This window comes from Brevibacillus antibioticus (genome assembly GCF_005217615.1).
GTDB classification, from domain to species: domain Bacteria; phylum Bacillota; class Bacilli; order Brevibacillales; family Brevibacillaceae; genus Brevibacillus; species Brevibacillus antibioticus.
On record NZ_SZNK01000001.1, the window covers coordinates 1,676,962 to 1,690,294 of the forward strand.

Here is a 13,333-nt window from a genome sequence, read left to right on the forward strand (position 1 = left end):
TTCATTTTTATTAGGATACAGAATCCCGTACCGATGGGGTGAATCCTTTTATGATTAGCCATATAGCCAAAATCAATTGTTGAAAGGCTATTGGAATGTTCAACACCATATAGGCTGTATCCAGGCCGATAAAGCGAATCATAAATAATAAGCTTGCCAATATAGACAATGTAGATCCGATAAGACCCCAGACTGACAACCAACGTGGAACTAATTGTGTTTGATAAAATACGCAGGTGAACAAGAGCATCGCCAACGCGAATGCCAGTGTCGTTGCCACATGGTTCACTAAATCACGTCCTTCCCGCAACAATCCACCCAGGGTCTGAAAATACGATATATGCAAAGTTCCGATTTTTGCAAACTCGTGGCTTACTGTCAAAAGCAACAGAAGAATGATTACACCTAGAATAATAAACATACCCGCAATGATGCCAAAAGCAACAGATCCAAGAGCTAACCCTTTATAATGCTTACTTAACAACGGATACATCAAAACAGGAATACCAACATAGGCAACAATCATGAACAATTGGAAAAACGCTCCTAGCAGTACCTGGTTCTCATTTGGAGAAGCCATGACAAGGTAGTCTGCTCCATCAATTACAGGTACAACACTACATATACCTGTAATCAATCCGGCTATTAATAACACCCCAGTCATTATTGCAGACCTTCTACCTTCATTTGTTCTCTCCCTCAACATAATTAGCCTCCTTCTCATACACTACCTTTGGCGGATGAAGGGATGCTGCCTTCCTCGGCATTTTTTATCGCGTATCAAGTGTAGAGGGTAAAGAGGAATATAGTTCAATGAGGCAGTCTATAACATTATTATTCAGTTGAGAGCCATGATTTGCTCCATATCTTTAAAAATGCTTCCAAGTAAAATCAATACTCAAGTATCCAATCGGTTTCTCCTTGAAGGTCAGTGCTTCTTTCGTCGCCAATTCCGGTTTGCGAAAACAGACAAGGTTTTTGTGATATCCAAAAGCGCGACACACTTCCGGTCGAACGCTATGAATGCCACACTGATCTTTTTGCATGTCGTAGAAGATACAAGTTCCAAACATTCTCGGTTGATTTTTTAGATCGTCACGGAGTTTATTTGGAAGCGCTTTCAATTTCTTGTGTACCATTTTAAATTCCTTTTCTGTTATGGGAACAGGCCCACAGCACAATCCTTTACAGCCTTGGCAAGGCAAAGTATTCATATCATCTACAACCTTTCGTCATGTGATGTTTGCTAGAAAAAACAAAAAAGATGATCCTCATTCATTCAGGAGATCATCTTAGGAATTACCGCATTCAATTGTGTGGGTGATTCAAAAATTCGGGAAGAAAAAACTGTACTTCTATTATAGCACATATAGGAAGATTTTGACGAATGCTTTTCGAAACAGTCGAGTTGGTTTCGAACTGTACGATGCTCCGGACGGGTCCATCACCGGTCATCCAAGATCGGGGAAGTCATTGACGGAGCAAGCCCCATTTTTCTTGTTTATTTCGTCAAAACATACAACCACTCACCATTGCACTCTTCATCGTTCCCAGTCAAGCCTTCTAAGACGCGTTCAATAGAGTTCTTTTTCCGGAGCAAGAAAATCGAGAACGCCAACACCACACTAGCCAATGAACCTGCCAGTAGCCTTTTGCGTATGGCCACAGAATATTTAAAAGGCTGGTCAAAAGGGTAGGATGTCCCTTTCGATTTTGAAATGATCGCTGGATATAAAGAAGGGAAGCGCTCACGGTAAGCGCTTCGAACCTCATGTGTGTTTGATCAGAATGAGTTCTTCCACTTCTTCGCTTCGTGCTTCCGAATATGCCCGATTGACACCGAAAGGCTGAAAACCGTTTTTTTCTAACACACGAATGGATCCGATGTTGTCATGGGCGACACGCGCATATACAGGACGTAGTCCGAGGTCCTCTAAAAAGAGTGTAAGTGCATTTGTCGCGATTCCTTTGCCCCAAAAACTTTTGTCTATCCAGTATCCAATCGTAGGGAAGCCAAACAGCTCAAAGCACGAAACATTACCAACAATCTGCCCATTCAAGAGAATGGCTCTTTTCACAATCGAATCATCGTTCAAAATCCTCGTCCAATGAGCGATGAAACCATCCCTATCTTCTGGGTCCTTGACAGTAAAAGCAGCCATCTCATGTGCGGATTTGTCCAATTGCTGGGTGAAAAATATAGGGAGATCTGCCTCTGTTACTTCTCGCAAAGTAAGGGACTGATCACATAATGGCTCCAAGAAAAAGCACCTCCAAATACATCAGCTACTCTCTCTTCACCAACACTTTGATAATCAACGACAGTACCGTGAGAACCAAAATGACATTAGCGATGAGCATAATGCTAGGTAAATCAAGCCTAAACAAGATGTACACACTCCTACTCGTTACAACCTTGAAAGTGAAAAAACTAGTTCTCCTCAGTGACAAGCATGATCGCAAAGCCATCATAGCCCTTGCTGCCAACTGTCTGTACAACGGTTCCACTAACACGCTTTTCTTCCGCTACCAAATCGGTGAATTGACGTACACCGACAATATTGGGATCCGTGCTTGTTTCGTCCACGACTTGACCACTTCGTACAACGTTATCCGTGATAATTACAGTACCTTTGCGAGAGAGCTTTAATGCCCATTGGAAATAGTCGGGGTTTCCTTTTTTATCTGCATCGATAAAAATAAAATCAAAAGGACCCTGATTTTCGTTGTGCAGTTGGATAAGAGAATCAAGGGCAAGTCCAACCTTCACTTCTACGATCTGATCCAGTCCTGCGCGGGTAATGTTCGATTGTGCAACTTCTGCATGCTTCGGATCATATTCAAGAGTAATGAGACGCCCGTCAGCAGGGAGTGCGCGGGCGAGCCAGATGGTACTGTATCCACCGAGAGTGCCAATTTCCAAGATTGAACGAGCGCCTTGGATCCGTGCTAATAGATGAAGGAATTTACCTTGATTGGGAGCTACATCAATAGCTGGAAGCCCTGCAGCTGCGTTCTCTTGAAGAACTGTGTCTAGAACAGAATCGGTTTCCAGTAATTTATCCGTAAAATAGTGATCGACCGTTGTCCATTGCTCTCTATTCATCATCTCAACTCCTCAAGAATTTACAGGGATATCATAACACGATTAACAACTTCTGGCTGTGCTTTTTATAGAAAGTATCACACTTCAGCATAGAGTTTTTATGGTTGATCAAGCTTGATAGGTAATATTTTCACCCGTTACCATTATTTACGCATGGCGTGAAAGATGAGTTTTCATGATAATAGAAAAGTAATCCAAGCTAGCTAGTATAATCCAACCTTGGGGATTCTATTACACGCGTCCGGCTAAATGATGCAGTCAAAGTCGGCGCAATTTTTTTGTTCCATCTATAGGTAAAAATACCTATTATTACTCGTTGTCAACAAAATACAAGTCCTATATGATTATATTATTCACGTATGATATACGCGTACTACCCCGTACGCCCCAACCACTTTTTGTTGGTTGGGATTTTTTTTTGTTCCATTTCATATCCAGTTATCTCCTATCGCGTTTCGATGTGATTTTTTATATTCTTATACATAGGACTTGCAATGTTCTTGGGGTCCGCGGTGACTCAAATTATGCAGAGGAGTCACCGCATTTTTTTTACATACTTCCTCCGTTCAAGGTCAAGCTAGTAACAGGTGATTTTGGTCAGGAGGTGTTTTGTGTGCGGGCAACTTTCGTGATGCTGACGTTGGCTTTCGCTTTGACCGTAACGGGGTGTACGAAGCAATCTGGTACAGAAACGAAGCAAAAAGCGCAAGCGGAGTCGTTGTGCATGCCTGTTCCCGTCAGACATTATCAGTGGGAAGAGCGAGCGAGAGCGATTACAGCTAGCGTGAAGGGCATAGACAAAATAGTGGTTGTGCAAATCGATAAAGAGCTCGATGTGGCTATTCAAGTAACGAATTTTAATCGGTTCAAGCTGGAATCGATTCAAAAAGAAGTCGGGAAGAAATTAAAAGAGGCCTTCCCAGATGCGAATATTCATGTGACAGCTGACAAGCGATTGATAAAAGATTTGCAAAAGCTGAGTGACGAACGGTGGCCAACCGATGTAAAAGAAGCATGCCAGAAGAAGAAATCCTTAAAAGAAATAGAAAAGAAAATGAAGGGCTAGCCGATTTCACAAACCTCACAGACTACTTGGGTAGAGTGAGGTTCTTGTTGTTTATTTTAACGGAATGATTAAAATAAAATGAATATTACGTGATTAATGACCGAAGAAGAACTCCCTGGCTGGGAGTCTATATAGGCTAGTGGTGATCATGATCGTAATGATGCGCGCGCTCTCGATCTCGATGGAGGTCGATGCCGCGTAATTCACCCTTGGCTTTTTCCACAAGGACTTGATAATCTCTTACCACTTCCGTCAAGGTCGTAACAGATTCCTTATAGTCGGGATTATTACAGATTCCATCTATCGCTCGATGGAGGTGATACATCTTATCTTCGGTTTTTCGGATAAATTCTACCCAATCCATTCCGTTCATAAAATACCTCCTTTCCGTCATAGGCTTTACTCCCATGCACGAAAGTATGCAAGGTGAAATTACGAATAAATGACCTGTATGCAATCTACTAATGAACTTTAGTCTTGTAACAATAATCTGTTCATGATAACATACCTCACATCAATAGCATCAAAGGACGAGACTTGAGGTGTATCAAATGAACGGGTTAGCCAAACTGAATCGATTGCTTGAGAAAATCATGCCCATACTCACGCCAAGTAGTGTTGCGATTGGCGTAATAGCCGGGACACATTTGCAACCGTTTGCTTTTTTGTCTCCCTGGGTGTTTGCCTTCATGACATTTGCCGGCAGTCTGGGTTCGGGATTTAAAGAATTTGCAAAGGTACTGACCAGACCGCTCCCTTTAATCGTTAACTTGTTGATTCTTCATGCACTAATGCCCCTAATTGCTTGGTCAATGGCCCGGTTGTTTTATCCAGATGATATCCATGTCATCACAGGCTTTTTGTTGGCGGCCTTAATTCCCACGGGGATCACGAGCTTTTTGTGGACATCCATTTATTACGGGAACATCGCACTGACGCTATCCATTATTTTGTTGGATACGATGCTCTCCCCCTTGATTGTTCCGGTGGGGATGTCCTTGTTTTTAGGGGCAACTGTCGAGATGGATTTGGCTGAACTAATGAAGGGCTTATTTTATATGATCGTGTTGCCGTCGCTTATCGGTATGCTGCTCAATCATTTATCAAAAGGAAACGTCAAAAAAACGCTGGCACCAAAATTAGCGCCATTTTCTAAGATGGGAATGGGTGTTGTCGTCGCGATCAATAGCTCGATGGTTTCATCTTACTTTCATATGATGGACGCAAAACTGGTGGGGATGGCAGTCCTCGTACTGTTCGTAGCCATTTTGGGTTATTTGATGGGGTGGGGGATTGCAAGACTGTTCGGATGGGAGCGTGATGTGATCGTCACGTTAACCTTCAACAGTGGAATGCGAAACATTAGTGCAGGGGCAGTTATGGCGATCACGTACTTTCCTGCACCTGTTGCTCTGCCCGTTGTTCTCGGTATGCTGTTTCAGCAAATACTCGCTTCTACCTTCGGAAAGTTTTTGGAGCTGGTCGAGAAAAGACCACAGCATCAACCGCAGGAACTATCAAGCTAAAAGCAAGAGCTGTTTTCCAATTGATTTTTGGAAAACGGCTTTTTTTGATGACAGGACCATACAAGATATTACGGACAAGGCAAATGTAAGCCGGGAATTGGATTTTATCGAGGTGACCCAGATCCCATATTTTCGGACGCGATTCCTTGACTACGTATTGGAAGAGGTTAGGAAAGAAGTGAACGTAATCAAAGGGAAAAACAGAGGATTTCATCAGGAAGTGATTGTTCAGTTTGTTGCATCTGCTTTAGAGAGGAACCTCTTACTTCCTGTTATCTCTCATCGTTCATGGGGGCCAGCCAACAAAACGCGAAATTCGCATGCTAAGGGGTTGATTACAATAAAAAAGTCGATTTCCTGGCCCTGATCCAGCAAACGTGACACCACCCGCAAAGTAGATGTAAGTTACTGGTAAAGTAAAGGCCCAGATCAGATGAAAGTTCCGTTTTTACTTTTGGTATTGGAACTTCACTCCATATCAGTGGTGAACTTCGATTAAATTTTGTGATCTAAGAAACAAAGGATGCAATAAAGTTCCAAATCTCATTATTTTAGGAACTTATTCTGGTTTTTACTTTGCGGGTGGTGTCACGTTCGCTGGTAGTTGGCCTACAACGAACGTAGTTGGCCTACAACGAACGCCGCATTCACGGTAGTTTGTATGGCCTGTCGCCCGTAGGATTTAGACAGGCTGTGGAACAGCAACGAGTAAAGCCATTTGTCGTAAGAGTATAGCAACGCTGCGATTAGCACAGTTTGTTTGTTTTTCTTCAGCCTAGGTAGAGAAAGGTCTGAGGTCAAACGAATTCCTTGACGCGAGTGCTTTCTCTGCCTACTCTACCAAATGGTTGAAAGAAATGAAAAACTAAGAAATAGCGAGAATAAGGGAGCTTGACTCAATAATTGAGGGATTTAACCGGTTTTTGATAACATCGGACTATTGAGTAAAGTAAATTTATATCTATCACTAGGAAGCGAGGAATAGGTATGACTAAAGTTGCCAAAACATTTGGTAAGTCCATTTTAGCATTATCAATGCTGAGTCTATTAACAACTTCTGCTCCCACATTCGCACAAACAATTAATGGTCCTTCATCTTATGCCTACGAGAAAAGCAATCAATATTTTTCTGGCACACAAGAGGCTATAAGTCAAAGTTTTATCCAAGAAGTAACGCAATATGTAAAATTGGACGAGAAGACAAAACAATTCTATTTGTCCACAGATGCAATAAAAGCATTGGGAAAAGAAAAATATAAGATGGCTTTAGAAATTATTACTCAAACAAATAAACAAATTATTCCATTTAAACACGAACTTGTTGCCTCTAATGGAGTCTTGGTTGACGCAAACAGTAAATCTGAATCAAATAAAGTCTCTCCATCTGCCATTAAGCATAGCAAATATTGGGATTATGATTTTACTTGGTGGGGGCTTCAAATTTATTGGTCACATCAATTTATTGAGGATCTAAAAAAGGACATTGGACTTAAAGCTGGTATTACTGTAGGCGGAGCAATTGGAACCATTCAATATTTGATGGAGAAAAATGGTAAGAGACCACCAAGCTGGTTTTCAACTTGGACTTCTGCCGCAGCCGCATTATCTCTCTATGCGTTTTTAAATCAAGATGAAGGTTGTGGAGTTTATCTTGATTGCTACGCATACGTACCAACACGCTGGCACTCCGCATGCTAGAGTTGTCATATAAAAATGTGCATTCTATTAATTCCTAAAATGGACTAATGGAATGCACATTTATTTTTCAATAACCACCCAGATTTCCAAGGAGGATTGATTTGCTTGGGTTATATTCGTGAATATGTCAGAACAAAATTACTTTGGAACATATTAGCGGCTCTTATTTTAATTGCCCTTCCGTATTTTTTTCAATTTCAACTAGAGATAAGAGAAACTTTAATGGGGGGAATAATTTTCTTCATCATTATCTCTCTTTTTGATATCCTAGCCATTTCTCGAAGGCACAACAAGTAGAATTAATGTTGATGTAATACTAAAGCCCTCCTCAGATCACTGAAGGAGGGTTGATGTTTTCCTACACTTGTACTCTTATTGGGGTACCGCTAACCAAATGACATAAAACCCACGCTAAGGATTGGGATGCATTAAAGACCTCGATTTCCTGTTCGCCAAGGAAAATCAAGGTTTTGAGGTTTACTCAGGCTTTGTCATTTTGATGTCTTTGTAGCTGATGCAGCAATGTCTGAGCCAGTAGCAAACCACTTGTCTGGCCGACCATATAAGCGTAATCTGGGTCTTTCGAGTCTATTTTGATCGTTTGCAGATACACTTGGAATTCGTGAATATTCCCTTCCAAAATCTCGATAACTTCATCAATCGTTATGATTTCCTTGGAATCATTTATGGGTTATCCCCTCTCTTTTTCCAATCTGTTTATGCACCAAACGGTTTCTCGATAGCGTGTGAAATTCGCGTTTTGTTGGCGGGACCCCTTCATGAGGAATAGAAAAAAAGGTTGCGAACTTATGTTCGTAATAACTATAATGGAAATACAATTTCTCACACATGATGAGGCGGGTGGAAAAGCGTGGCTAACGGCAATCTTGAAGTAACGGACAAAGAAAGAGAGGCATTTATGTACATGCTGCGAGATTCGGCAAGAGAGAATTATTCCTTGAATGTGAGCTGGTGTATGTCCTTTGAGGGGGAGCGGGGGAATACGTGCAGCATGTGGGGTGTGGTCAAATGGGTAGACCCGAAGGCGCGGCGTGTTCAATTAGCAAACCAAACGAGTAGTCAATGGATCGAGATGGAGAAAATTATCAATGTACATGCATAGCAGTGCAGGTAGAAACCTTACATGAAATTCAACTCATGCAGGGTTTCTGGGTCCTTTTTTTACCTATGTTCCATTCTTCGGATAGGGCTTCCCGTCCGCTTGAAATAACTTACTCACCATTCCATAAAGACGACCTGACATGTTAGGGAAAACGAAGGAGTATTCATTCGCTCCTTGATTCAGCAAGACGATCGGTGCTTCCACGATGTAGGGGATTTTCATTAGATCGAGCACCTTCTTATATTCCTCTACCTTGGAATGGTTTACCGTATAATAAAATGATTTAGAAAAATTCATGCGAGCACGCTCCTTTTCCTTATTGTAGCATATCCACAGTTTGTCGTATAAATGAACATAATAAATGTTATGTAAACATATTGTAATTTCCTTTCTCTATATGAAGAGAGAAGATTCACAAAAACTTCTACCTATGATAGAATAAAGACCAAAATTTTACCAATAGGAGAAAAATGATGCTAATCAGCCAACAACTCCTTTCTGTGAACGGATTATCGTACACGATTCGCTCTGCAATAGAAACAGATGCACAACAATTGTCGGACCTGCGGCTGCAAATCGATGGGGAGACTGAAAATTTGGACAGAGAAAGAGGTGAGGCTTTTATCGATGTGCAAGGATTCGAACACATCATCAAAACGGATGCAGAAAGTGCAAGAAATTTGTTTTTAGTTGCTGTTATACAAGATCGGATTGTCGGGTTTTCTAGATGTGCAGGTGTTTACTTAAACAGATTTGCCCACAAAGTTGAGTTTGGTGTGTGCGTATCACAAGAGTTCTGGGGTTATGGCATTGGGAAGAATCTCTTGCAAGAATCAGTTGCCTGGGCAGACGCCAACCACATTACCAAAATGACGTTGAATGTGATGGAAACGAATGAGAAGGCAATTGAGCTGTACAAACGGTTTGGTTTTGAAATCGAAGGGGTACTCAAAAACGACAAAGTTCTTTCCGATGGCAATTACTACAACACTATTCTTATGGGAAGATTCAAAAATGACAGGAGAGTAACATGACGAGAAAACGAGCGAGAGAATGTGGCGTTTTTATCGGGGCGGGAATCCCGGGTGCGTTTAACGCGATTACGGATGTAAAAGGTGTGCGGGTCGGCCACAAAACGATTCAAAAGGAAGACGTTTGTTCGGGTTTGACCGTCATTGTTCCCAACGACGGTCAATTGGAGGGGCAGCATTTTCCTGCTGGTTTCTTCTCCTTTAATGGTACAGGCGAATTTACGGGAAGTCACTGGATAGAAGAGACGGGTACGCTCGTGACACCGATCGTATTTACGGGTAGTCATTTACTCGGGCTGGCACATCATCATCTTGCGCGTGCGACGAGAAAAATCGAGGGGCTTGAACCGTTTTCCAATGGAATCGTCGCGGAGACATGGGATGGTTGGTTAAGTGATCTCGAAAAGACGCAGATACAGTATGAGGATTTGGAAGAAGCGATTGTAGAAGCGCGTACAGGACATGTCGAGGAAGGCAATGTGGGCGGAGGTACCGGGATGATCTGCTTTGAATTCAAGGGCGGAATCGGAACCTCCTCACGCATCGTCGAAACCGAATGTGGCACTTTTACTGTCGGAGCATTGGTGCAGACGAATTTTGGCAGAAGACACGATTTGAAAGTGAATGGTATTCCTGTGGGCCAGCTGATCTCCGAAAATGAAGTCCCTTTGCCGTGGGTAACTCCTGAAAATGACGGTTCTTTCTTAGTCACGATTGCGACAGACGCGCCTCTCTTGCCGACACAATGCAAGCGCATTTCCAAACGAGCGTCACTCGCGATGGCACAGCTCGGTGCAATTGGCGAGGAGGGCAGCGGTGATTTCTTCTTGACCTTCTCCACAGGAAATTGCTATTCGTATGGCGACGAGCAGATGAGCACAGTGAAAATGTTTCCGTCCGAACAACTGGATGCACTGTTTGAAGCAGCGACCGAGGCGGTCAATGAAGCGATCCTGAATTCCATGTTGATGGCCAAAACGATACAAGGCCAGAAAAACAGAACCGTACATGCATTGCCACTGGATCGTTTCGTAGAAGTCATGTCTCGTTAAATGAAAAAACTCCGCTGGCGATTAGCGGAGTTTTGTTGTCTGCTCATCTGTTAAACGATTGTTTAACTACTGAAGAAGCTACGGCTCGAACGCTTTCTTTTATAATGAGAGCTGCCGTGATGGGAATGACCGTACCGATTGCTTGAGCTGTAATTTCTGCGATGCTTGTAATCGCTGCTGCTGTATTTCCGGTACTTGTGCGAAGATGAGTGATTACCGAGTAAATTTTTCAATAGCTTCTTGAGCATATCAATCACTCCTAGTTAGGTCGGAAGTCTATTTCATATAAGTATATACGAATGTATTGAAGAGTCGTTTCATTATTTTTCTACGTTTTCGCGAAAGGCTGGGCCGATCAGGTCAATCCGGTTCGTCCATATTCCTCCTGTAAAACTTTCTGGCACTCGTTTTAAATCAGTCGGGACATCAAAGCCTTGCGACACATCTCCACTGCCTGCGACCAGGATCACGCGGGTGTCTTTTGCTTCCATTCTGGCCATGAAACGATTCGGCCAACCCCAGAGCCATGGAGCAATCTGATCAGGAATATGCAATTGAGTTTGCGCACAGGCTTCCGGTACATATCTGGACCAACCTGTTGCAATGTACGGGATCAGGCAGCTTTTCATTGTCGCCATAGACATCACGCGTAGCTGAGGCAGTTGTTGCTTCAATGTCTCGATTGGCTCGTCACCGCCATAAACAGAGAGTTGTGCCAGTCGCTGGGCAGGTAATGTTGCCAAAACATCCGCCAAGGCTTTCCCCTCGAGTGGGTCATTGCTTTTGATATGGATAAGTAGCGAGCGATGAGGGAATGTTTGTAGCACATCATCGAGAGAGGGCATCATACCAATCCCTTTTCCACGGAAAGGGAAGGTTTTCCCTTCATCCGCTGTATAATGGTAGCCAATGTCGAGTTGTTGTAATTCGGCCAGGGTATAATCTCTCGTGACACCGGTGCCATTTGTCCGACAGTCGAGCGTCCAGTCATGAAACACAGCGAATCGATTGTCTTTGGTCCATTGTACATCGAGCTCAACAACGTCCGCGCCTGCATCAAAAGCCGCTTGCATGGACGGAATCGTATTTTCCAGGTACGGATGCTCCGGTGGATAAATCCGTTCCGCCGTACAAGTTTCGTTGGTGATGTTCTCCATATGAAAGGTTTGCGCCATTCCCCGGTGAGCAAGTAAAAAAGGCTCGCCTTCTGGCTCTTTTGCAAGATAAGAGCTGTTACCCAGAAACAGGAATGCGATGAAAAGAAGGGGAAACCAGATGCGTTTTCGCTGGAACCATCTCTTTCGTGGTTGATTTCGTTGTTTTGACATGATGGGATACCGCCCCTTCCTTGTAATACTGTGTTCATTGTAGCAAAACGCAAGAGAGGAAGGTACATCCTTAGGGAGTAGGGCTTGGGGCTTGGCATTATTCGAAAAGACTGGCACAATAGACGGGAGATAAGATGTATCCATGCGAAAGCAAGGGGAGGTTCCATGAAAATCGCATTACACCAAATCGCTTATCAGATCGGCATGCACCCAACCGAGATGGCGAAGCTTGTCTACGAGGGTGAAATAACAGGAGAGGTACCTGACCGCAATCCACAAGCGAAGGATGCCTGGGTGGATTTGCACTCTCTGCGTAACTTCATTCAATGGCGATATGATCAAGGGCAAATAGATCAGATGTTCTATGATAAAGCTATGCGTCACCTGAACAAAGCAATGCCAAAAAAATAGTCAAATTTGGAGGAGAAACATGCAAGACTCTATCATTTACTGCATGGTACCAAAAGCATATTGGGAAAAGTGGATGGATAAGGATCATTACTTACCGCGCGATTACGAGCAGGAGGGCTTTATTCACGCGACAAAAGGGGACGAGCTGCTTGAAAAGGTAGCAAACCGCGTCTACGCACAGTTTGACGAGGAGTTGTATGTACTCGTTGTCGATGAAACGAAAACGACTTCGGAAGTCAAATACGAGGCTGCAAAGGATGGATTGCTGTATCCACACATCTATGGACCACTGAATAAAGATGCAATTGTGGATACGAAGCAAATGAATCGGATAGACGGCCAGTGGCGTCTGGGAACGTCCATCCGCTAATCTCTACCAGTTAAACCATTTGAGTAGCGCAAGCACTTCTTGACGCTTGGCCTCAGGTAGCTTGTCGAGTCTGCGCAAGAGAAGATCGATTCGCATGCGCTGCTCCACTTCGGATACAGGTACCTTTTGCCCCTTCACCCATTGTCGTTTGAGGCGGACAGGATCGGTATCAGAGATGATCCGAAGCAGCTTTCTTTCCAGCAAATCTAAGGAAGCCATAGGTGAAACCCTCTTTTTCGTTTAATCCGTTTCTTCTATTATAACACGGGTACATAAAGAAACCATGATTGGCGCACAATGGTAAAGGTGTTGCACATAACCCTTAGTAGGAGGCGTATCCATTATGGCGAAGCCGGATGACCGTTCTGACAACGCAGAAAAGCTGCAAAACATGATTTCCAATACGGAAGAGAACATTCGTGAGTCCGAAGCTTACCTGTCGGCTAATGCTGGCGAGATTTCCGAGGAGGAAAGAGCAAACCTCGAAGCGAAAAATCAGCGTCGTGAAGAAAGCATCGAGGGATATCGCTCGGAAATCAAGGATGAATCTTCGCAGGCATAACCTTGCTACCAAACGTCTGGCGCCAACTTTGCGTCAGGCGTTTTTTTATTCTATCGGGCA

The 13,333-nt window shown here is 43.3% G+C and carries 18 protein-coding genes; 9 read left to right on the forward strand and 9 right to left on the reverse strand.

The annotated features are described in order from the left end of the window. Positions 1-10 precede the first annotated feature (10 nt). The 4 genes from E8L90_RS07620 to E8L90_RS07640 form a co-directional block, all read right to left on the reverse strand. Entirely contained in the window at positions 11-706 is a 696-nt protein-coding gene (locus E8L90_RS07620) for a DUF4386 domain-containing protein (RefSeq protein ID WP_137028680.1), read from the reverse strand. 163 nt (positions 707-869) lie between these two features. Further along, entirely contained in the window at positions 870-1,214 is a 345-nt protein-coding gene (locus tag E8L90_RS07625) for a YkgJ family cysteine cluster protein (RefSeq protein ID WP_137028681.1), read from the reverse strand. A 555-nt stretch (positions 1,215-1,769) separates the two neighbouring features. Further along, positions 1,770-2,261: a GNAT family N-acetyltransferase gene (locus E8L90_RS07635; protein WP_137028682.1), complete on the reverse strand. Its 492-nt coding sequence runs from the start codon at positions 2,259-2,261 to the stop codon at positions 1,770-1,772. Between the two features lie 170 nt (positions 2,262-2,431). Next, the gene (locus E8L90_RS07640; RefSeq protein WP_208759418.1) at positions 2,432-3,109 is read right to left on the reverse strand and encodes an O-methyltransferase; all 678 of its coding nucleotides are present in this window, start codon (positions 3,107-3,109) and stop codon (positions 2,432-2,434) included. A 610-nt stretch (positions 3,110-3,719) separates the two neighbouring features. On the opposite strand from E8L90_RS07640, the gene E8L90_RS07645 reads away from it, so the two are divergent. Beyond that, complete coding sequence (locus E8L90_RS07645) at positions 3,720-4,172, forward strand: YhcN/YlaJ family sporulation lipoprotein (protein ID WP_137028684.1); 453 nt, start codon at positions 3,720-3,722, stop codon at positions 4,170-4,172. 136 nt (positions 4,173-4,308) lie between these two features. On the opposite strand, the gene E8L90_RS07650 is transcribed toward E8L90_RS07645, so the two are convergent. Next, positions 4,309-4,545, reverse strand: coding sequence for a hypothetical protein (locus E8L90_RS07650; RefSeq protein ID WP_137028685.1), 237 nt, complete (start codon positions 4,543-4,545; stop codon positions 4,309-4,311). A gap of 178 nt (positions 4,546-4,723) precedes the next feature. On the opposite strand from E8L90_RS07650, the gene E8L90_RS07655 reads away from it, so the two are divergent. The 3 genes from E8L90_RS07655 (at position 4,724) to E8L90_RS07665 (ending at position 8,519) form a co-directional block, all read left to right on the forward strand. Next, entirely contained in the window at positions 4,724-5,698 is a 975-nt protein-coding gene (locus E8L90_RS07655; protein WP_137033324.1) for a bile acid:sodium symporter family protein, read from the forward strand. A gap of 987 nt (positions 5,699-6,685) precedes the next feature. After that, entirely contained in the window at positions 6,686-7,396 is a 711-nt protein-coding gene (locus tag E8L90_RS07660; protein ID WP_137028686.1) for a hypothetical protein, read from the forward strand. 871 nt (positions 7,397-8,267) lie between these two features. Then, complete coding sequence (locus tag E8L90_RS07665) at positions 8,268-8,519, forward strand: YolD-like family protein (protein ID WP_137028687.1); 252 nt, start codon at positions 8,268-8,270, stop codon at positions 8,517-8,519. A gap of 63 nt (positions 8,520-8,582) precedes the next feature. Here the strand turns inward: E8L90_RS07665 and E8L90_RS07670 are convergent, their stop codons facing one another. Continuing rightward, positions 8,583-8,816: a hypothetical protein gene (locus E8L90_RS07670; protein ID WP_137028688.1), complete on the reverse strand. Its 234-nt coding sequence runs from the start codon at positions 8,814-8,816 to the stop codon at positions 8,583-8,585. Between the two features lie 176 nt (positions 8,817-8,992). On the opposite strand from E8L90_RS07670, the gene E8L90_RS07675 reads away from it, so the two are divergent. Then, positions 8,993-9,553: a GNAT family N-acetyltransferase gene (locus E8L90_RS07675; RefSeq protein WP_137033325.1), complete on the forward strand. Its 561-nt coding sequence runs from the start codon at positions 8,993-8,995 to the stop codon at positions 9,551-9,553. Continuing rightward, complete coding sequence (locus E8L90_RS07680) at positions 9,550-10,602, forward strand: P1 family peptidase (protein ID WP_137028689.1); 1,053 nt, start codon at positions 9,550-9,552, stop codon at positions 10,600-10,602. Before E8L90_RS07675 ends, E8L90_RS07680 begins: the two co-directional genes overlap by 4 nt. Positions 10,603-10,664: 62 nt before the next feature. On the opposite strand, the gene E8L90_RS07685 is transcribed toward E8L90_RS07680, so the two are convergent. Next, positions 10,665-10,850: a hypothetical protein gene (locus E8L90_RS07685; protein ID WP_137028690.1), complete on the reverse strand. Its 186-nt coding sequence runs from the start codon at positions 10,848-10,850 to the stop codon at positions 10,665-10,667. A 72-nt stretch (positions 10,851-10,922) separates the two neighbouring features. Continuing rightward, a complete protein-coding gene (locus E8L90_RS07690; RefSeq protein WP_137028691.1) occupies positions 10,923-11,930 on the reverse strand; it encodes a glycerophosphodiester phosphodiesterase family protein in 1,008 nt (335 codons plus the stop codon). Positions 11,931-12,095: 165 nt separating this feature from the next. On the opposite strand from E8L90_RS07690, the gene E8L90_RS07695 reads away from it, so the two are divergent. Continuing rightward, a complete protein-coding gene (locus E8L90_RS07695; RefSeq protein WP_137028692.1) occupies positions 12,096-12,341 on the forward strand; it encodes a hypothetical protein in 246 nt (81 codons plus the stop codon). 19 nt (positions 12,342-12,360) lie between these two features. After that, positions 12,361-12,711, forward strand: a complete 351-nt coding sequence (locus tag E8L90_RS07700; protein ID WP_137028693.1) for a DUF952 domain-containing protein — start codon at positions 12,361-12,363, stop codon at positions 12,709-12,711. 3 nt (positions 12,712-12,714) lie between these two features. Here E8L90_RS07700 and E8L90_RS07705 read toward each other — a convergent pair whose 3' ends face one another. Then, positions 12,715-12,930: a hypothetical protein gene (locus E8L90_RS07705; RefSeq protein ID WP_069844841.1), complete on the reverse strand. Its 216-nt coding sequence runs from the start codon at positions 12,928-12,930 to the stop codon at positions 12,715-12,717. A 124-nt stretch (positions 12,931-13,054) separates the two neighbouring features. On the opposite strand from E8L90_RS07705, the gene tlp reads away from it, so the two are divergent. Then, positions 13,055-13,273: a small acid-soluble spore protein Tlp gene (gene tlp, locus E8L90_RS07710; protein WP_137028694.1), complete on the forward strand. Its 219-nt coding sequence runs from the start codon at positions 13,055-13,057 to the stop codon at positions 13,271-13,273. Positions 13,274-13,333: the final 60 nt, after the last annotated feature.